20 protein-coding genes are annotated in these 19845 nt (G+C 52.1%); 13 read left to right on the top strand and 7 right to left on the bottom strand.

The window, feature by feature from the left end; translation table 11 throughout:
* Positions 1 to 191: 191 nt before the first annotated feature.
* The 3 genes from AC6CHM_RS00255 to AC6CHM_RS00265 all read right to left on the bottom strand — a co-directional run bounded on the left by AC6CHM_RS00255 (position 192) and on the right by AC6CHM_RS00265 (position 2928).
* On the bottom strand, positions 192 to 1136 hold the full coding sequence (locus tag AC6CHM_RS00255; RefSeq protein ID WP_307283787.1) for a tyrosine-type recombinase/integrase: 945 nt from the start codon (positions 1134 to 1136) through the stop codon (positions 192 to 194).
* A 386-nt stretch (positions 1137 to 1522) separates the two neighbouring features.
* Complete coding sequence (locus AC6CHM_RS00260; protein ID WP_354344982.1) at positions 1523 to 2539, bottom strand: porin; 1017 nt, start codon at positions 2537 to 2539, stop codon at positions 1523 to 1525.
* A gap of 59 nt (positions 2540 to 2598) precedes the next feature.
* The gene (locus AC6CHM_RS00265; protein WP_115052194.1) at positions 2599 to 2928 is read right to left on the bottom strand and encodes a DMT family transporter; all 330 of its coding nucleotides are present in this window, start codon (positions 2926 to 2928) and stop codon (positions 2599 to 2601) included.
* Positions 2929 to 3392: 464 nt separating this feature from the next.
* Here AC6CHM_RS00265 and AC6CHM_RS00270 point away from each other — a divergent pair, with 464 nt between their 5' ends.
* The 3 genes from AC6CHM_RS00270 to AC6CHM_RS00280 all read left to right on the top strand — a co-directional run bounded on the left by AC6CHM_RS00270 (position 3393) and on the right by AC6CHM_RS00280 (position 6053).
* Entirely contained in the window at positions 3393 to 4466 is a 1074-nt protein-coding gene (locus tag AC6CHM_RS00270; protein ID WP_337353781.1) for a porin, read from the top strand.
* A gap of 156 nt (positions 4467 to 4622) precedes the next feature.
* On the top strand, positions 4623 to 5285 hold the full coding sequence (locus AC6CHM_RS00275; RefSeq protein ID WP_115051865.1) for a BON domain-containing protein: 663 nt from the start codon (positions 4623 to 4625) through the stop codon (positions 5283 to 5285).
* A 159-nt stretch (positions 5286 to 5444) separates the two neighbouring features.
* Positions 5445 to 6053 carry a helix-hairpin-helix domain-containing protein gene (locus tag AC6CHM_RS00280; protein WP_498171536.1) on the top strand — a complete coding sequence of 203 codons (609 nt, stop codon included), beginning with the start codon at positions 5445 to 5447 and terminating at the stop codon, positions 6051 to 6053.
* Positions 6054 to 6206: 153 nt separating this feature from the next.
* Here AC6CHM_RS00280 and AC6CHM_RS00285 read toward each other — a convergent pair whose 3' ends face one another.
* Both AC6CHM_RS00285 and AC6CHM_RS00290 read right to left on the bottom strand, forming a co-directional pair.
* Positions 6207 to 7097 carry an alpha/beta fold hydrolase gene (locus tag AC6CHM_RS00285; protein ID WP_498171538.1) on the bottom strand — a complete coding sequence of 297 codons (891 nt, stop codon included), beginning with the start codon at positions 7095 to 7097 and terminating at the stop codon, positions 6207 to 6209.
* A gap of 181 nt (positions 7098 to 7278) precedes the next feature.
* Positions 7279 to 9372, bottom strand: coding sequence for a lytic transglycosylase domain-containing protein (locus AC6CHM_RS00290; RefSeq protein WP_354344974.1), 2094 nt, complete (start codon positions 9370 to 9372; stop codon positions 7279 to 7281).
* A 553-nt stretch (positions 9373 to 9925) separates the two neighbouring features.
* On the opposite strand from AC6CHM_RS00290, the gene dapA reads away from it, so the two are divergent.
* Together dapA and smpB are read left to right on the top strand one after the other, a co-directional pair.
* Positions 9926 to 10807 carry a 4-hydroxy-tetrahydrodipicolinate synthase gene (dapA, locus tag AC6CHM_RS00295; RefSeq protein ID WP_115051861.1) on the top strand — a complete coding sequence of 294 codons (882 nt, stop codon included), beginning with the start codon at positions 9926 to 9928 and terminating at the stop codon, positions 10805 to 10807.
* A gap of 24 nt (positions 10808 to 10831) precedes the next feature.
* Positions 10832 to 11320 (top strand): SsrA-binding protein SmpB, encoded by a 489-nt coding sequence (gene smpB, locus AC6CHM_RS00300; protein WP_115051860.1) that lies wholly within the window; start codon positions 10832 to 10834, stop codon positions 11318 to 11320.
* A 12-nt stretch (positions 11321 to 11332) separates the two neighbouring features.
* Here smpB and AC6CHM_RS00305 read toward each other — a convergent pair whose 3' ends face one another.
* The gene (locus tag AC6CHM_RS00305) at positions 11333 to 11986 is read right to left on the bottom strand and encodes a uracil-DNA glycosylase (RefSeq protein WP_498172622.1); all 654 of its coding nucleotides are present in this window, start codon (positions 11984 to 11986) and stop codon (positions 11333 to 11335) included.
* 66 nt (positions 11987 to 12052) lie between these two features.
* On the bottom strand, positions 12053 to 12628 hold the full coding sequence (locus AC6CHM_RS00310; RefSeq protein WP_115051859.1) for a LabA-like NYN domain-containing protein: 576 nt from the start codon (positions 12626 to 12628) through the stop codon (positions 12053 to 12055).
* Positions 12629 to 12919: 291 nt separating this feature from the next.
* Between AC6CHM_RS00310 and rpoZ the strand changes: the two genes are divergently transcribed.
* The 8 genes from rpoZ (at position 12920) to era (ending at position 19833) form a co-directional block, all read left to right on the top strand.
* A complete protein-coding gene (gene rpoZ / locus AC6CHM_RS00315) occupies positions 12920 to 13318 on the top strand; it encodes a DNA-directed RNA polymerase subunit omega (RefSeq protein WP_115051858.1) in 399 nt (132 codons plus the stop codon).
* A 158-nt stretch (positions 13319 to 13476) separates the two neighbouring features.
* Positions 13477 to 15681: a RelA/SpoT family protein gene (locus AC6CHM_RS00320; protein ID WP_307283817.1), complete on the top strand. Its 2205-nt coding sequence runs from the start codon at positions 13477 to 13479 to the stop codon at positions 15679 to 15681.
* 37 nt (positions 15682 to 15718) lie between these two features.
* The gene (pyrE, locus tag AC6CHM_RS00325) at positions 15719 to 16297 is read left to right on the top strand and encodes an orotate phosphoribosyltransferase (RefSeq protein WP_115051856.1); all 579 of its coding nucleotides are present in this window, start codon (positions 15719 to 15721) and stop codon (positions 16295 to 16297) included.
* A gap of 61 nt (positions 16298 to 16358) precedes the next feature.
* Complete coding sequence (locus AC6CHM_RS00330; protein WP_307283822.1) at positions 16359 to 16916, top strand: DUF2062 domain-containing protein; 558 nt, start codon at positions 16359 to 16361, stop codon at positions 16914 to 16916.
* Positions 16913 to 17317: a holo-ACP synthase gene (gene acpS, locus AC6CHM_RS00335; RefSeq protein ID WP_115051854.1), complete on the top strand. Its 405-nt coding sequence runs from the start codon at positions 16913 to 16915 to the stop codon at positions 17315 to 17317. Before AC6CHM_RS00330 ends, acpS begins: the two co-directional genes overlap by 4 nt.
* 78 nt (positions 17318 to 17395) lie before the next feature.
* Positions 17396 to 18178 (top strand): signal peptidase I, encoded by a 783-nt coding sequence (lepB, locus tag AC6CHM_RS00340; protein ID WP_115051853.1) that lies wholly within the window; start codon positions 17396 to 17398, stop codon positions 18176 to 18178.
* Positions 18179 to 18185: 7 nt separating this feature from the next.
* Positions 18186 to 18902, top strand: coding sequence for a ribonuclease III (rnc, locus tag AC6CHM_RS00345; protein WP_498171541.1), 717 nt, complete (start codon positions 18186 to 18188; stop codon positions 18900 to 18902).
* The gene (era, locus tag AC6CHM_RS00350; RefSeq protein WP_115051851.1) at positions 18895 to 19833 is read left to right on the top strand and encodes a GTPase Era; all 939 of its coding nucleotides are present in this window, start codon (positions 18895 to 18897) and stop codon (positions 19831 to 19833) included. The genes rnc and era overlap by 8 nt, the downstream gene beginning before the upstream one ends.
* The last annotated feature ends 12 nt before the right edge of the window (positions 19834 to 19845 follow it).

Below are 19845 nucleotides of genomic sequence, written 5' to 3' on the forward strand. Positions count from 1 at the left end.
ACCAAAACGGTTCTGCCCGGTCCAGCATTGATGAAATCAGCTGGACCGGCATATATCAATGGCAATCGCTGCATCCGATGATCGAACCGAGGCTTTCGACAATTTTTCCGGATTGAACCCCGGGCCCCAAGATAGAATCCGTATGAATAGGAATAGTCCTCAATATAATTCGATAACCGCACAGCGAACCCCTATCCACGTTCCAGCACAGCCACACAGGAATCCAGATCATTGGTTGCCAGATGCGCGTAGCGCATGGTCATCGACAAGGTTTGATGGCCGAGCCAAATCTGCACACGCCGGATATCAATACCGCCGCGCACAAGACGCGATGCGCAGGTGTGGCGTAAAATATGCGGAACAATCTGATCGTCACTGCCAAGCCCGACTTCTGCCTTTGCCTCATTCCAGATTGCCCGAAACCGCACTTGATTGAGCATGGCGAAAGGGCCCTTTAGTCTGCCATGCGGGATATGGACGGTTTCTTGTGCGCGAGCGGTAAGGGGAACCGTGCGGCTGCGCCCTGATTTGGTTAGCCAGAATGTCGAACGGGCATCCTGCAAATCATTCCATGAAAGGCCGATAGCCTCGCCGAGCCGGCACCCGGTATCAACAAGGAATATGCTCAACCGGTAGCTGTCTTCGCAACGCAACCTTACAGCGGAGAATAGCCGCGATTCCTCATCGGTTTCGAGGAAGCGGATTCGGCCCTGCCGTTCTTTTTGCCGCCGGAATTCCGGCAGATTATAGATGTCGCCCATTTTTGACGCTTTCCTGAGCAGTTTGCTTAATGCGGCCATCTTTCGATTGATGGTCGCATTGCTATTGCCACGTTCGCGCAGGGTTCCGATCACAGAATCAAGCATTTCTTGCGTAAAAACGCTGAAACGCTGGCCGCTCAATATTTCACTCATCTCCCCGAGGAACGAACGCACATTGGTTTTGTGCGAGCCTTCATCCCAAAGGATGCTGATATATTGCGCAGTCAAATCACTCAACGAATGTTCCCTGACCAGCTTCCGGGTGCCATTATCGGCTGCCGAATAGTTGAGATCATAGTCAAAGCGGACGGAAAATGCAGATCCAAACGCGGAGTCACAAGAAGGCGGGGCAATAGCGGCTGCTGAAATCGTCATGAAAATCGCGCTCTGGTCAATAAAACACTAAACCGGGAAATATATGCCGAGTTGTAGCGGTCTTCGTGAAAAGCGCAATCCGTGTAGCCGTGCCTCTTTAGGCTAATAGACTTTCGTTTGATAAAGCCATAACCGGCCGTATCAAGTTTCAACCCTTGAGGTCTCTGTCCAACCATTTCTCATCTCCTCGGCCTATGGCCGGTCTGGAATCCTTTCTTCGCTTAATGTCTGTGCGTCGCTGGTGCAGACCCCAAACCACAATGGCTCTGAGCAGGGTTCTTGCACCATTCAAAATTGCGAGCGCTGAAAATGGCTTGTTGGTTTATATTTTGAGAGGAAAAGCCAACGCCGGGAAAACCCGGCGTTGGTAGAAGATAATCGAAGGATTAGAAGTTGCGCTGGAAGCGGATCACACCGCCGAACGCATCATCAGAGCCCTTGGCATCTTTATAGTCGATCTCTGGAGTAACAACGAAGCCAGGAACCAGCTCATATGCAACATTCAAAGATGCTGCGATAATGTCTGCTTCATCATAGGCAACCTGGGCATTAACTTTTGCGTTGTCGGAAACCTTGGCAGTTACACCGCCCCAGATTGCATAATCGCCGGTCCACGCACCGTAGTAATCATTGGCTTTTACGTCAGACTGATAGCCGCCCATGACGAAGAAGGATAGCTGATCAGTCGCCTTGATGTCCAAACGAACCTTGCCAGCGAATTCTTCAACAACGGAATCATAGCCAATAACGCCGGAAACTGAACCCCAGGCCTGTTCGAACTTTGCACCAGCAACAACGTGTGGCAGGTAATCGTTGATCAGGTGATCCTTGTCACCTTGTTCCAGACCGATGATAGCCGAGAAGCCGTTGCCGCCAGCGAAGGTGTAGCTGACCTGATTAGTCTTATCGCCGTCATAATCAACCATGTCGTCGTTGATGACGTTTCCACCATCTGTCCAGCTACCAAATGTTGTATCGGTTACACCGATGCGGAAGCCACCAAGTTCGATATAGGCGTGAGGAAGTGCTGCTGCTTTGTCGGCGCCTTCATCTACTGTGAATTCGGTTGCGATATACGACTTGAGTGTACCAAGCTCGGTTTCCGAACGGGCATCAAAACGTACAACGCCGCGCGAACGGAACTTGTAAGTGTCAATGTCGGGATTCTTGTCGGTGTTGCGCCCCCAGAGATCGCCACCCTTTACATCGACGCGAACATAACCATCGACCTTCAAGCAGGTTTCGGTGCCTGGGATGTAGAAGAAGCCAGCGCCGTATGTGTCGCAAACGCGAACATATTCGACAGGCTCTGGTTCAGCGACAACAACTGCGTCTGCAGCGCGTGCGCCTGATACTGCAACGAGGGCTGCAGCGGAGCCGAGAAGTAGGCTCTTAATGTTCATTTCTGACCTCCAGTCAAGATTCGCTGGAGGGGACGCGCGAAAACCCGTCTTTGCTGGGTTTAGTGGCCAACCGAATTCGAAAACAGATTAACCACGAGAACACCGGCTATAATGAGTGCCAGGCCAATGATCGCGGCAAGATCCAGGGTTTGCCGAAACCAGAACCAGCCAACAGCCGCTATAAGGACGATGCCGGCGCCGGACCAGATGGCATAGACCACGCCGACCGGAATGGTTCTGATCGGGATTGAAAGCAGATAGAATGCGGCGCCATAGCCGAAGATGCATACAAGCGAAGGCAATAGGCGCGTAAAGCCCTCAGCCTGCTTGAGCGCGGATGTGGCGATGACTTCAAAAATTATGGCAGCAACGAGGTAAACATATGTCATGTGGGGACCATCAAATGAACGCATGGCAACGCACAGACGCCTCAAAGAATGATTCGCAGCCCTCAAGTGGCGACCGGCGGATTTGCCGGTTAAAGGCTTGATTCGATTCAGTGACTCGCCTTGCAGGGCGCAGTAATGGCTGATTCCGTGTTCAAATGCCGTTCCAATACCGGCAGGAACATGCGGAATTTATTAAAATTCGGGTTACCTATATTAATGAGTGGTAAAGATATTGAAGATGGAACGGCGATTTCGTGGCTTTTGTGCAACAGCCCCCGGTCATAGAGCCTGCACAAGGCCCGCCGATGGACATTCGTGGTTGAAACGCGAGCGCTGGCGAGTATGGTCTGTCGAGAGGAAGGGCGTTACAGCATTTCTTCTTGCACTTAGGGGATGGGGACAGGTTGTCCTTCAGCCAAATTGGAATGCCCAGACCCATTTTTAACTTTGACTGGAGGTCAGAAATGAACATTAAGAGCCTACTTCTCGGCTCCGCTGCAGCCCTCGTTGCAGTATCAGGCGCACGCGCTGCAGACGCAGTTGTTGTCGCTGAACCAGAGCCTGTCGAATATGTTCGCGTTTGCGACACATACGGCGCTGGCTTCTTCTACATCCCAGGCACCGAAACCTGCTTGAAGATCAGCGGTTACGTTCGTTACGACGCAGTTGCTGGCGACGATCCATACAACGGCGTTGAGCTGGACACATGGGCAAAGCAGGCACGTGCTACTGTCCGTTTCGACGCTCGTAGCGAAACTGAACTCGGCACATTGCGTTCGTTCATCGAAACACGTTTCGATCACAAGGCATACGGCGGCCGTGACAACGAAGACATCGGTTCTTACTACAGCAACGGTGGCTACATTTCACACGCTTACATCGAACTCGGTGGTTTCCGCGTTGGTGTTTCCGACTCGCAGTATGATACATGGACCGGTTCAGCTGGTAACGTAATCTCCGATGACGTTATTGCTTATGCTGGCGGCCGTACAAACCAGATCAGCTACACCTTTGCTGGTGGCAATGGTTTCTCTGCAATGGTCGGTTTGGAACAGGGTGACTCTTCTCACCTGATCGAAGACTACATGCCACACGTTGTTGCTGGTGTGAAGTTTGAGCAGGCTTGGGGCGGTATCTCCGCTGTTGCAGCTTACGACTCAGTTGTTGAAGAATTCGCTGGTAAGGTTCGTTTGGACGTTAAGTTCACAGACACAGTATCCGCTTTCGTAATGGGTGGTTACCAGTCTAACGAAGACGATCTGGATGTAGTTTCCGAAGGCGGTAACTACTACGGTTCGTGGAACGGCGACTACGCAATCTGGGGCGGTCTGTCTGCTAAGGTTTCCGAGAAGGCAACTGTCAATGCACAGGTTGCTTACGAAGAAGCTGGCACATTCGCTGCTGCTTTGAACGTGAACTACGAAATCGTACCAGGCTTCGTAATCACTCCAGAAGTAAACTACGCTTCGTTTGACGAAAGCCGTGGTTCAGGCGACGACGCTTTCACAGGTATCGTACGTTTCCAGCGTAACTTCTAATCCTTCACTGGATTGGTTGATTGAAACCCGGCAGCGCAAGCTGTCGGGTTTTTCTTTGTTTGCAGGTCCTGATTCTCTGGGCTCTGCATGTTGATATCGCTGTCCACATCAGGCAGAACATTGGTTCAATGTGCTGGATAAAGGACAAGGTTTGAAATGCGCGCCCTGAAGAACTGGTTTTGGCCAGGTATTATTACCGTCGCGCTTCTGACTGTTCTGGCTGGATGGTTTCTTGCAGGCCCGATTGACGCCCGCATAACAGAAGCTGCCAACACAGCACTTTCAGCGCAAAATGACTGGGCCAGTGCCGAAGTGGATGGCCGCGATCTTATCTTGAAAGGTGTGGCACCATCGGAGGAAGCTCTGGCCGACGCCATAAAGATCACCAATGAGATTCCCGGTGTCCGAATTGTCGATAATCAGACGACCCTTTTGTCTCTGGCCGAGCCTTTTTCCTTTGTCATCACCAAATCGGATGATGGAATTCTGCTTTCGGGCAATGTTCCTTATGGAGATACAAGGGCAAAAATCCTCAGCGCAGCAGAACTTGCCATGCCCGGTATTGAGATTCTTGATGAGATGGCCGTGGCGCGGGGCGCTCCGCCAGCGTTCTTTGAACTTGTGCAATTTGCCTTGGGACAGGCTGCACAATTGATCAATGGTGAAGTGGAAATCTCGGGAAAAACCTATACGATCAGAGGCACTCCGGCCAGTTCTGCCGATTATGCTGCTATAAATGATGCGTTGAAAAAACCGCTTCCGGGGGATGCGGCTTTAAATGAGATCAAATTGGTCCCACCCGTCGGTCAAGGTGGCTGACAACTGAATCCGGGGCGAGGGGGTTTTGTAAATGTGGTACATGATTTCGCAGCTCTGGTTCTTCCTGCTTGTCGCTGTTCTCGTGGGATTCTATGTCGGCTGGTCCACTCATGAGGGTGAAATAAGTTGAGCAGGCTTGAGGGCAGGAGATAGTCGGCGATGATGAGTTTTATCCTTCAATCATTATTCCTTATCGCCGCAGCTTTTGTTGTTGGCGCGGTTTTAGGTAATGTTTTCAGGAGGTTGTCGCCGCGAAAACCCTCAGTCGCCGAAAGCTCCACCCGCGCTGCCGATGCGCGGCTTGCATCTCAATCCACTCTGGTGGCGGTCAATGATGATGTAAAAAAATCAGCTATTGAGGCTGCCTCGATGATACCTCCGGCAGAGCCGGTTCCCCCGAGACCGGTCAAGACAGCGCAAAAATCGCCGCGGAAGGCAGAGCCCAAGGTTATAACGCGCCACCCCAATCAGAATGATGATCATCGCCCGACTCTTCTTAAGAGCGCGCGTCGTGGCAAACCTGACAAACTGAGTGAGATTGACGGAATTGGTGCCAGCATCGAAGCCAAACTTTTCGCCCTTGGTATTTTCCATTATGACCAGATCGCCGCATGGACTGTCGAACAGGCTGATTGGGTCAGTACGGAAATCGGCTTTGCGGGTAGGGCACTGCGTGAAAATTGGGTCAAACAGGCGGCTGCTTTGGTGAAAAAGACGCCTGAAAAAGCGGCAAAAAAAACCTTGCGTGGTTCGACAAGCTCACCATGAGGATGTTTCGCTGATTGCAGAATGGTACTGCCGAGAGCCAACCTTTCTCATGGTGAGCCCTCCTGAGCTAGTTGAAGGGCGAACCACGCACAGCGCGAATGCCACTTCGTAACAAGAAACTGTAAACATGCACAATACATGATGCTGTTTGGTTCAATCAGCACGCAGATCCACACCGGCCAAAAACGCAGCAATCAATTGAGGCAGTTGCCCCGTTTCCAGAAATGGCGCATGGCCCTGTCCGCCAACATTGATGAACTGCAAAGCCGGGTGACGGCGCATCATATCATCAACGGTTTCCTGTGCCAGAAGTGTCGTGTTCTCCCCCCGGATTACCAGCAATGGCAAGTCTTTCATGAGTTCAAACTGCGCCCAGAGATCGGGAAGTTTGACGCTGAAGTCAATTCCTTCCAGTGTTTTCAATAGGTTGGGATCATAGTCCGAACGGATTTTTCCATTGTCGTCGCGATAGATGGCTCGGGCGAAACGGTCCCAGTCGGCGTCGCCAAGCGCGGGAAAAGCCTTGCCATGAACTGCTTTTTGCAGCGCTGTTGCATGCTGCCAATCGGCGGGATTCTTGGATTTGGATAGGTAATCGCTGATCTGCCGCAGGCCATCAGACACAATTTCAGGTCCGATATCGTTGAAAATGACACCCTTCAAGACTTGCGGCGCCACAGCAGCAAGCACGTGAATGATGAAGCCTCCACGCGATGTACCAAGAAAAATCGCTTGATCTATATTGAGCGCTTTCAGTCCGGCAAGAATATCGCCGGCTTCAACGCGGATATTGTAGTTTTGCCACTCATGGTCGTAGGCTGATTGCCCGCGACCGCGATAATCGAAAGTCACGACCTTGCGCGGTGTCGCCGGGTGATTGGCAAGTATCAACGCCAATTCGTGAAAATCGCGGCTGTTGCGCGTCAGACCGGGTAAACAAATGAGCGGGAGATTTTCGGTTTCGGAGGCCGGTTGATAGACCCGGGCATAAAGCGTCAACTTGTCAGGTGCGTCGTAAAAGACCTCGGTGAAAGTTTTGCTCACGATAATCGCCCCATTTAAAGCCCCTCCCTGAGTAGCAGCCTGCTAAAGCTGTAAGAAGATCTAAAAGCTGATGCCGATTATCTCTCCCTTGTGGGAGAGAAAGCGATTTCAAGATCTTAGCTTTTGCTAAGTGCTAGAAATCGCAAGAGAGGGGGTTTGCAATCTTCAAGCTCAACAAAACTCAGCCGCGACGACCCGCTGTCAGGTCGCTTTCGATTTGCGCCTTGCCAGTAAGCCGCGCCTTATAGACCTGATAGTTTTCCATTACCCGCTGCACGTAGTTACGGGTTTCGGTATAGGGGATCCGCTCAATCCAATCGACAACCTCGTCCACCGATTTGCCACGGGGATCGCCATATTTGGCTTTCCATTCATTGGCGCGGGTGGGACCTGCATTATAACCGGCAAAGGTAAGCACATACGAGCCATCAAACTTGGCAATTTGCTCGCCAAGAAATTTTGCTCCCAGCGTCGCATTATAAGCGGCATCCGTGGTCAGGCGGGCTTGCGAATAGCTCATCCCGGCGCGGGTTGCCACGCCCTTTGCTGTTCCGGGCAACAGCTGCAATAGCCCGCGTGCCCCGGCGCTCGATACGGCGCCTGGATTGAATTCGCTTTCCTGTCGCGCAATGGCATAGGCCAATGCGGTGCCCGAACCGGAGATATTGGCATTGCCGGGGATCGCTCCGATGGGGTGCGAAAGCGCACCAACATCAATCCCGCGTTGCGCAGCGGCCTTGCCTACACGCAAGGCGACAAAATGGTTGTTCTTGCGTTCGGCCATCACGGCGAGAAGCGCCAGCTCGCCCGGACTGTCGATTTCCTGTGCAAGGCTGGTGTAAAGCAATGCAGCCCTGCTGTCATAACCGGTTTGCTCCAGCCGTTGTATGGCGCGCACGGCTTCGCGCTCTGCAAAGCGATTGCGGTCGGCATCGGTCGGCTTGGGGTAGGGCAGTTGCAGGCCATTTTGTCCAAGCTTGGCGGCAGCCAGCTGTCCATAGAATGTCGTGCCATAGCGGGAGGCGCGTGCGTAATAATCGCGTGCGCTGCCTGCGCTTCCTTCTTCGGCTGCACGGCCCAGCCAATAATAGGCGCGCGAAGCAGACATTGGCCGCGAGGAGATCTCGGCAATCCGCGCGAAATGGCGCTGTGCTGTTTTAGGATCGCGCAGCGCGCGCAGCGCATACCATCCCGCATGAAACTCAGCGTCCGCAGCAGCTGTTGGCGTTTCAGCGCTATGCATGGCAGCTACGCGATAGGCGCGCTTGGCATCACCAATATCCAGCAACTCACGCGAGAGGACGCGGCGCTCGGTCCACCATGCATCGGGATCAACCAGCGAGGCTGCGTCGCGCGGCGCTGTGTTGATCACGTCTGCCGCTTCCTTATATTTCTCGGCGCGCCGCAAATATTGCGCTTTGGCGAAAATATAGGCCGCATTAGATTTCCACGAGTCATCGACCGCTGCCAGTTTTTTTGCGGCATCGGGAGACTTTTGCAGCACAGCAGCAAAGCCCTGATAGAGCGAGGAAGCATTGGCAAGCTTGGCAACCCGTCCGGCCGATTTGACCTTGCCCTCATAAAGCATGGTCAGCATGCGTGTCAGATGATCCGAGCGCGATATGACCTGCGAGAACTCTTTTAAGATCATCGCTTCCTGATTGTCATCCAGCTTCTTGTTGCGCCAGAATGGCCCAAGCACGGCTTGAGCCGCACGGGCATTGCCGTTGGCGACATGGGCGCGTGCAAGAATAATCACGCCTTCGACAGTTTGAGGCGCGGTATTGCCGAAAGCCTTGATGACAACGGATGGAGCCGGATTTTCCTTATAAAGTGCGCGCTCGGAATTATTGCGGAAGGTTGCCATACCCGGCCAACCCGGAAGCTCGGCAGCAGCATTGGCAATCTCGGAAGAGGGCAGACCCGGTGCATTTGACAGACCGATGGCCCATGTCAAAATGTGGCGGTCCAGTGCCTGCGCAGGCAATCCATTGCGTATGCCGACAGCGCGCTGCACATCGCCTGAAGCGATGGCATCAAGTCCGCTTTTCAGGCTTCCTGCTATGGCCGATGGCTTTGAAGGTTGAGCTATTCCAGACGTGGTGACCGGATCTGGATGCGTCATCGCCTGCATGGCCGGATTGGCACGGGTTTGACTGGGCGCAAAGGGGCGCAAGGTCGGGGTTGGAACAGCATTTTGAGCATAAGCCGTCGTTACCGCCAGAGTGCAGGCGGAGCCGAAAAGAACGAGACGCAAAACAGAAGTTCTCAGCATACAGACTACCGGTTATTTAAAGGTTGGATCCATGGCCCCTGATCCAGAGACCTGTAAATCAGATAATAATGGCGGACGTATGAAGGGGATATTAACGAAAGGTTATCTGCAAAGCTTGCATTTGAACAGGCGTAGAGAATGGCCCGCCTGGCATGTGCTGCCTGATGAAAGACGCGCGTTCATTCACACAAGAGTGAACGGAATTAAAACAAAAAAGCGTCAGCTTACATATGAGCGATCATTTAATTGAACGTTCGTTCTATTAATTTGATCCGTTTTTGAGTGTGAAACAGGCCAAAAGCCCCTACAAATCCGTGTTTTGACAGGGCTTGAACTGTTTTTCAAAAATAACTGCGCAAAAATATCAAAAAACTCTGGAAAAAACCCTGAATTTTCCCGAAAAATATCAATCCACGCGTGCAAAATAGTTGCGCGAGGTTGATCATTTACATAACGCAAATGAACTTGTGCCATAAGGCTCGTCCGACTATGGTGCGCCACCTTCTTTCCGGTAGCGGAAAGGGGACAATGTTTATTATTCTGGAGTTTCCCCATGCTGAAAGGCTCAATCACCGCACTCGTCACGCCATTTCTCGATGATGGTGCGTTTGACGAAAAAGCCTTTCGCAGCTTCGTGTCCTGGCAGATAGACGAGGGCACCAATGGTCTGGTTCCAGTCGGAACCACAGGTGAATCTCCCACGCTTTCCCATGCCGAACATAAGCGTGTTGTCGAGGTCTGCATTGAGGAAGCCGCTGGAAAAGTTCCTGTTATTGCGGGCGCTGGGTCAAACAATACACGTGAAGCCATTGAATTGGCTCAGTTTTCGGAAAAGGCCGGTGCTGACGCAATTCTGGTTGTTACCCCATATTACAACAAGCCCAGTCAGCGCGGCCTCTATGCTCACTACAAGGCAATCGCCGAATCCGTATCGTTGCCGATCATCATCTATAATATTCCGGGCCGTTCCATTATCGACATGACGCCAGAAACCATGGGTCAGTTGACCAATGATTTCAAGAATATAGCCGGGGTCAAGGATGCCACTGGCAAGATTGAGCGTGTTTCTGAGCAGCGTATTACCTGCGGCAAGGATTTTATCCAACTATCGGGTGAAGATGCGACGGCTTTGGGCTTCAATGCTCATGGTGGCGTCGGCTGCATCTCTGTAACTTCTAATGTTGCGCCGCGCCTTTGCGCTGAATTTCAGGCGGCGACGCTTAGCGGTGACTACGCCAAGGCTTTGGAAATACAGGATAAATTGATGCCTTTGCACAAGGCTCTCTTTATTGAGCCTAACCCAAGCGGTCCCAAATATGCTCTGTCCAAGCTTGGAAAGATGCAAAATGCTCTTCGTTCGCCAATGGTTCAGATTGAGGCTGCAACTGCTGCCCGTCTCGATCAGGCCATGCGGCATGCAGGGCTGGTTAATTAAGGTACGGAATCCCATATAAATTGCATGAATAAGCCAAAATCCGCCTCAAAACCCATCACGGTTCGCAAAATAATTGCTGAAAACCGTAAAGCGCGCTTCAATTTCGAGATTCTCGACACGCTGGAGGCTGGCATTGTTCTGGCTGGCACGGAGGTTAAATCCCTTCGCAACAACCAGTCCAACATCGCCGAAAGCTATGCTAGCTTTGAGAATGGGGAATTTTGGCTCATCAACTCCTACATTCCGGAATATCTGCAGGCGAACCGCTTCAATCATCAACCACGACGCCATCGTAAGCTATTGATTAGCAAGCGTGAAATGTCGCGGCTCGGCCAATCTGTGGATCGCGAAGGGATGACAATCGTTCCCCTAAAGCTCTATTTCAATGATCAGGGTAGAGCGAAATTGGAGCTTGCCGTCGCCCGCGGCAAAAAGCTGCATGACAAGCGTGAGACGGAGAAACAACGCGACTGGAACCGTGAAAAGTCCCGGCTCCTGCGTGATCGTGGCTGATTTTGCTCTGAATTAACCAGCAATATCATCAAGATAGCGTCTGACATCGGCAAAGACGCTCTTGAACATTTCGGTTGTTAGCCGCCCTGTATTGGTATTGTAGCGCGAGCAATGGTAGCTCGAAAAAATACGAACATTCTCGATGTTGTTTTGACCGCCATGGCTGAAAGGGAACTTGGCCACGGGTTGCCCAAATGCACGGATCGTGGATTGATGCGCAATGGTGCCAAGTGTAACAATCGCTCTTAGGTTGGTGAATTGTTCTATGGTTGGCGTCAAAAACCTGCGGCAATTGCTGATTTCGCCGCCAACAGGCTTGTTTTCCGGCGGCACGCATCGAACGGCATTGGTGATGGAGGCATTGACGAGTTCGAGCCCATCATCGGGACGCGCTGCAAAAGTCCCACGGGAGAAGCCAAATTCGGACAATGTGCCATACAGTAAATCGCCGGCATAATCGCCGGTAAATGGCCGTCCTGTGCGGTTGGCGCCGCGCACCCCGGGCGCCAGACCAACAATCAGAAGCTTTACGGAATCAATCCCGCCGACGGGTAAGAATGTCGGCACAGGCGCATTGTGCCAGCTCGGTTCCTTTATGCGCCACTCGGCGATAAAGTCATGTAAACGCTGGCAAATCGGGCAATCGGGGGAGGGTTCAACACTCATAACCGCTAAAAAGCATAATGCCGCACGGATTTCCATGCGGCATTTTCATGACTGTGTTGATAAGGCTTAATACTCGACTTGCTCTTCTTCAACGCGCTGACGTGGCGCACGCTCAGAAGCTTCGCGGCCAATCTCATTGCGCAAGGAAGTCAGGTCGATGAAGTGATCCGCCTGACGGCGCAATTCATCAGAGATCATCGGCGGCTGTGTGGAGAGCGTTGAAACAACGCTTACCTTGCGGCCTTTACGCTGTAGCGCTTCAACAAGAGAGCGGAAATCACCGTCGCCGGAGAAGATAACAAAGTGATCTACCGTATCAGTAAGCTGCATAGCATCGACAGCAAGTTCGATGTCCATATTACCCTTGATCTTACGGCGGCCAGCAGAGTCAGTAAATTCTTTAGCAGGCTTTGTTACAACCTTGTAGCCGTTGTAGTCTAGCCAGTCTATCAATGGGCGAATTGAAGAGTATTCTTGATCTTCAACCAACGCGGTGTAATAATAAGCCCGAAGTAAGTATCCGCGCTTTTGAAAAGCTGTGAGCAACTTGCGGTAATCAATATCAAATCCCAGTACCTTGGAGGCTGCGTAGAGATTTGCACCGTCAATGAACAAGACGATCTTTTCTCTGGGGTCAAACATAATAAGGTTCCATTTCGAAAATCTGAGCGTCAATTTCAAATGAGCTTGTTTTGTAAAGTAGCCCGATCTGATCTTATACGAAAGTCTAATATATTAAGTACGTCGAGTTCGCAGAAAAGCCAATACCCCTGCTTGCAATTTTGTACACATAACTAGACAGAAGTGCTCAAACTCCGTTTAGTATCAAATTCTCACAATTAATCTTCGATGCGCTTTTGCTTGTTTTTTAGCGGCAACCGCGTTATGTCGGCATTAATCCGCTAATTCGTTTAAAAATGAAAGGGGCAGTCCATGGCCCGTGTCACTGTTGAAGATTGCGTTGACAAGGTAGAGAACCGCTTTGAACTGGTTCTGCTTGCCAGCCATCGCGCCCGCCTGATTTCGCAAGGCGCTGCGATCACTATTGATCGCGACAACGATAAAAATCCGGTTGTTGCTCTGCGCGAAATCGCAGATGAGACACTTTCTCCAGGCGACCTCAAGGAAGATCTTATTCATTCCTTGCAGAAGCATGTTGAAGTTGACGAGCCGGAAGCTGCTGCATCTGCACCGGTTGCCGCCATTGAAGGTCAGGTTGCCGAGACTGCATCTGCTGACGAAGACAATGTTTCATTCGACTCAATGTCGGAAGAAGAATTGCTGGCTGGCATCGAGGGCCTCGTAGCCCCGGAAAAAAGCGACGATTACTAATCAAATATCGCGCAAAAGCGCGATAATCAGCCAGTTTCGGCTTTTGATGCGTCGCAGCTTCTGCGGCGCATTATTTTTGCGTCTTGGTAATGTAATTACCATATAGGTTGCATACTGTTCGGTATGTATTTGAATTCCCGTGTGTGAGGTGCCCGTCCATGATGCGTCAGTATGAGCTTGTCGAGCGTGTCCAGCGTTACAAGCCTGACGTCAACGAGGCGCTGCTTAACAAAGCCTATGTCTATGCCATGCAGAAACATGGGCACCAGAAACGCGCGTCGGGAGATCCCTATTTTTCTCATCCGCTCGAAGTCGCCGCTATCCTCACGGACATGCATCTGGACGAGGCGACCATCGCGATTGCACTTCTTCACGACACTATTGAAGACACTTCGGCGACCCGCCAAGAGATTGATACATTATTCGGACCGGATATCGGGAAGCTCGTTGAGGGGCTGACAAAGCTTAAAAAGCTTGATCTTGTTTCCAAAAAAGCTGTTCAGGCGGAGAATCTGCGCAAGCTTTTGCTCGCCATCTCAGACGATGTACGCGTTCTTCTGGTCAAGCTTGCCGACCGTTTGCACAATATGCGCACACTCCACCATGTGCCTGAAGACAAGCGTCTGCGTATTTCTGAAGAGACAATGGATATTTATGCGCCGCTGGCCGGTCGCATGGGTATGCAGGATATGCGCGAGGAACTCGAGCAATTAGCGTTCCGCTACATCAACCCTGAAGCCTTCAATGCGGTCACCAACCGCCTTGCCGAGCTGATGGAGAAAAACCGCGCAACGCTGCAGCAGATCGAGTCGGATCTCTCCAGCCTGTTCGAGAAAAACGGTATTAAATCGAGCGTTAAAAGCCGTCAGAAAAAGGCTTGGTCAGTTTTCCGCAAAATGGAAAGCAAGGGACTATCGTTCGAGCAATTGTCCGATATTTTCGGATTTCGCGTAGTCGTAGACACCGTGGCCGATTGCTATAATGCGCTGGGCATTATTCATACAACCTGGTCAATGGTTCCGGGACGTTTCAAAGACTATATCTCAACGCCAAAGCAGAACGATTATCGTTCGATACATACAACCATTGTTGGCCCCTCACGTCAGCGCGTTGAATTGCAGATTCGCACCCGCGAGATGAATGATATCGCCGAGTACGGTGTTGCAGCGCACTCGATCTATAAGGATCGTGGTAGCGCGCAAAATCCGCACGTCATCTCTACTGAAACCAATGCCTATGCGTGGCTGCGGCAAACTATCGAAGCTCTGGCGGAAGGTGATAATCCGGAAGAGTTTCTTGAACATACCAAGCTTGAATTGTTTCAGGATCAGGTATTCTGCTTTACGCCGAAGGGCCGCTTGATTGCCCTGCCTCGGGGGGCAACTCCAATTGATTTTGCCTACGCCGTTCACACGAATATCGGGGATAGCTGTGTTGGCGCGAAGGTCAATGGCCGTATCATGCCGCTCATGACCGTGCTGCACAATGGCGATGAAGTCGACATCATCCGTTCCAAGTCACAAACCCCGCCCGCCGCATGGGAAGGTATTGTTGTAACCGGCAAGGCCAGGGCCGCCATCCGTCGCGCTACCCGACTTGCGGTGCGCAAACAATATTCCGGATTGGGCATGCAGATTTTGGAGCGCGCCTTCGAACGGGCAGGGAAGGTCTATTCACGCGATGAATTGAAGAAGGGCTTGCCACGTCTGGCCCGCAAGGAAATCGACGATGTGCTGGCGGCAGTAGGTCGTGGCGAATTGCCTTCTTCTGACGTGATGAAGGCGGTCTATCCGGAATATCAGGATGCGAAGGTAAAGCCGAGCGCAATCGAGCGTGAAGAGGGCTGGGTCAACTTCCGCAATACTTCCGGCATGATCTTCAAAATGCCGGAAGGCGCCGAACCGGGCGGGCCGCAAGCACTGCCGATCCGGGGCGCAAGCCATGATATGCCAGTGCATTTCTCGCCTGAGGGCGCGGTGCCCGGTGACCGTATTGTGGGCATTCTCCAGCCGGGTTCCGGCATGACGATCTATCCGATCCAGTCTTCGGCCCTCATGGCCTATGACGACCAGCCAGAGCGCTGGATCGATGTGCGCTGGGATGTGGATGAGAGCCGCCGCGACCGCTTTCCGGCACGCATCAATATTTCGGCGATCAATGCGCCGGGTTCATTGGCGGAAATCGCGCAGATTATCGCCGAGAATGAAACCAATATTCACAATCTTTCGATGGTTCGTACAGCACCGGATTTTACCCAGATGATCGTTGATCTGGAAGTCTGGAATTTGAAACACCTCAATCGAATATTGTCGAAGCTGAAAGAGAGCAATTGCGTCAGTGATGCCCAACGCGTCAACGGATAAGCAATTCCATCGAAGCCCAAGAATTAGCGGGGAAAGCATGAACACGAATGAAGTTTTGGACGTTTTTCGCGAAGCCGGTGCGGTTTTGGAGGGTCATTTCATCTTGACGTCGGGACTACGCAGTCCTGTCTTTCTGCAAAAGGCGCGTGTGTTCATGCATGCGGATAAGACTGAACGCGTATGTCGCGGGCTTGCTGAAAAGATTAAAACCGCAGATCTCGGTCACATTGATTACGTCGTTGGCCCCGCGATAGGAGGTATTATTCCTGCCTATGAAACGTCGCGGCATCTTGGCGTTCCCGCAATTTGGGTTGAGCGTGAGAACGGAACGTTCAAGCTTCGCCGCTTTGAAATTGCCAAGGGTGCCCGTGTTGTTATCGTCGAGGATATCGTAACGACAGGCCTTTCCATTCGCGAAACCGTAGCCTGCCTGCAGGAATTGGGCGCCGACGTGGTGGCTGCTGCCTGTATTATCGACAGGTCTGCCGGAAAGAGCGATGTCGGCGTACCGCTGATTGCGCTGGCGGAGTACGAAGTTCCGGCTTATCCTGCTGACAAGCTTCCACCGGAACTTGCCGCAATTCCGCCCGTTAAACCGGGTAGCCGCAATATTTGATCGAACAACTATCCAACGTGGATACTGAGGATTCTTGTCGGATAAAAGGAACCAAACCAAAATGCTCTTCAGGCAGCGCAATGTTCCCGGCTTTCGCGAACGGCTTCGTCTCGCTTTATGGCCGCGCCGTTCGATCGGCAGGTCTTTGCGCTACTTTGGCAAGCGAGTACTGCGATTGCGTGCCACGCCGCATTCCATCGCGATAGGTTTCGCCTGCGGGATATTTGCTGCGTTCATCCCTATTCTCGGTGTTCATATTGCCATAGCCCTTGCGATCGCTTGGTTGATCGGTGGAAACATTGCTGCGGCCGTTATTGGAACCACTCTAGGCAACCCTTTAATTTTGCCGTTCATTTGGGCTGCAACGCTCGAAGTTGGCCGTTTCGTCATGACCGGTAGCCTGAGTGGCGATCCATTGCCGCCGCATCTTGGCGGCATGTTGCGCCATCTGGATTTTGGCGTTTTGTGGCATCCACTCATTGAACCGATGTTGATTGGAGCAGTGCCGCTTGGATTGGCAGCGGCAGCGCTCGCCTATTTTCCCATCCGTTGGGCGGTTGCGAGTTTTCAAAGCAGGCGTCCGGTTGCTCAACTGCAAAAGATTACTGAAACCACATGATTGTTGGCGTCGGAAGCGATTTGATCGATATCAGGCGAATAGAAAAAACTCTTGAGCGCCATGGCAAACGCTTCATCGATCGGGTGTATACGCCTGTTGAACAAGCGAAATCCGAGCGGCGTCAACAAAGGGCTGCATCTTACGCAAAACGTTTTGCCGCCAAGGAAGCCTGCGCCAAGGCTCTCGGCACCGGCCTGGCGCAGGGCGTGTTCTGGCGTGACATGGGCGTCGTTAATCTTCCTAGCGGCGCGCCGACCATGAAACTGACCAATGGTGCAGCGGATCGTCTGGCGAAGCTTATTCCGCCTGGGTTTTCTGCGCGCATTCATGTGACGATCACTGACGATTTCCCCCTGGCACAAGCATTCGTGATTATTGAGGCGTTGAAAATCGAAGAATAGCCGCATTCAAAGGGCAATGGGCAGCATTGCCCCCCGAGCCCTCAGCGGTTAAGAGGGGGCACATTTTGTTTTGGAGATATGAGAAGCGTGAGCGATAAAGCTGTTGTGAAAAATTCCGGTGGTCTTGGCGAGACGGTCAGCGTCATCGTGCAGGCGCTTCTGCTTGCGCTGGTAATCCGGACATTGCTGTTCCAGCCATTCAACATCCCCTCCGGCTCGATGCGCCCGACCTTGTTGGAAGGCGATTATCTCTTCGTTTCGAAATTCTCCTATGGTTATTCGAAATATTCGATCCCATTTGCGCCTGATCTGTTTTCCGGTCGCATATGGAGCGGTGATCCCAAGCGCGGCGACATTGCCGTGTTCCGCAAACCAAATGATACCTCGCTCGATTTCATCAAGCGCGTTATCGGTCTGCCGGGCGACAAGATTCAGATGCGCAGCGGCGTGCTCTACATCAATGATGTTGCCGTACCTCGCGAAAAGGTAGGCCAGATCGACAATCCGGATATCACCGAGGCGCAGGGTCCGGTGGACGTTTACCGCGAAGTTCTGCCCAATGGCATAACCTACGACACGCTCGACCTGACGCCCAATGGAGTTGGTGACGATACGCGCGAATTTGTTGTACCTGCGGGACATTATTTCATGATGGGTGACAATCGCGACAATTCCAGCGATAGCCGTTTTGATGTGGGCTATGTTCCGCTTGAAAACTTCATCGGACGTGCGAACATCATCTTCTTCTCAATCGCCGGCAAGGCAAGCCCGCTGGAACTGTGGCGCTGGCCGTCTGAACTGAGGTTCGACCGCTTGTTGCACAGCGTCAATGCGGCACCAAATTCCGTGCAGAACAATTGATCCGACGATGAGCCTTTCGACTGACGCTGTTCATAAGCTGGAAGAAAAAACGAAACATATATTTCGTGATCTCGGACGCCTTGAGCGCGCACTAACGCACTCCAGTGCACGGTCATCGGCAGGCTCGGACTATGAACGGCTTGAATTCCTTGGCGACCGGGTGCTCGGTCTGGTGATTGCGGACCTGTTGTTCCGCGCTTACCCGACAGCTGCGGAAGGCGAATTGTCTTTGCGGCTGAATTCACTGGTGAACGCTGATACCTGCGCCGCTGTTGCCGATGAAATCGGCCTGCATGAATTCATCAAGACGGGTTCTGATGTAAAAGGGCTGGCGGATAAACGGCTCAAAAGTCTGCGTGCAGACGTCGTCGAATCGCTGATTGCAACAATTTATCTGGACGGCGGCCTCGAAGCGGCGCAACCTTTCATCGAACGATATTGGGATGCGCGCTCGAAGGGAAGCAATTCCGCTCAGCGCGATCCTAAAACTGAATTGCAGGAATGGGCACATCAGCAAGATGGTGCTCAACCTTTGTACAGCGTTGTTGAACGAACCGGACCTGACCACGATCCACAATTTACGATCCAGGTGGTTGTAAAAGGCTTCGAACCGGCGGTAGGCAAAGGCCGTTCCAAGCGCTTGGCGGAGCAAGAAGCTGCCATCGCATTGCTTTATCGCGAAGGCGTTCGTCAGAAGACGCAGGAAGACACAAGAAATGACTGAACAAAATCAAACGCCTGCAAATGAAGCCGAACAGGCTGTTCCGACACGCTCGGGCTTCATTGCCCTGATAGGCGCCCCAAATGCCGGCAAGTCGACGCTGGTCAATCAGCTTGTCGGCAGTAAGGTTTCAATCGTTACGCACAAGGTGCAGACGACGCGGGCGCTGGTTCGCGGCATTGTTATTCACGATCAGACGCAGATGGTGCTGGTCGACACGCCCGGTATTTTCAAACCAAAGCGCCGCTTGGATCGCGCCATGGTGACGACCGCATGGGGCGGTGCAAAGGACGCCGATCTCATTCTGGTTCTTATCGATGTTGAACAGGGCATTGATGACGAGGCCGAAATTCTCCTCGATAGTCTGCGGGATAAAAAGCGCAAGGTGATCTTGGTCCTCAATAAGGTCGACCGTATTGAAGCGCCAATGCTGCTTGAACTCGCCAAGAAAGCCAATGAAAAGGTCAAATTCGATCAGACTTTCATGATTTCCGCGCTGAAGGGCTATGGCTGTAAGGATCTGCTGAAATATCTGGCGGAAAACCTTCCTGAAGGTCCGTGGTATTATCCGGAAGATCAGATCTCGGATATGCCCATGCGCATGCTTGCTGCTGAAATCACCCGCGAAAAGCTTTATCTGCGCCTCCATAATGAACTGCCATATTCTTCAACAGTTGAGACCGAAAGCTGGGAAGAAAAGAAGGATGGTTCAGTTCGCATTCAGCAGGTCATTTACGTCGAGCGCGATAGCCAGAAGAAGATCGTTCTTGGCCATGAAGGCCAGGCGATAAAATCAATTGGTCAGGCAGCACGCAAGGAATTGATGGAAATCCTGGAGCAGAAGGTTCATCTGTTCCTTTTCGTCAAGGTTCGTGACAATTGGGGCAATGATCCCGAGCGTTACCGTGAAATGGGACTTGAATTTCCGCAATAATAGCGCCAAGTC

Source organism: Phyllobacterium sp. GQ127 (assembly GCF_059758635.1).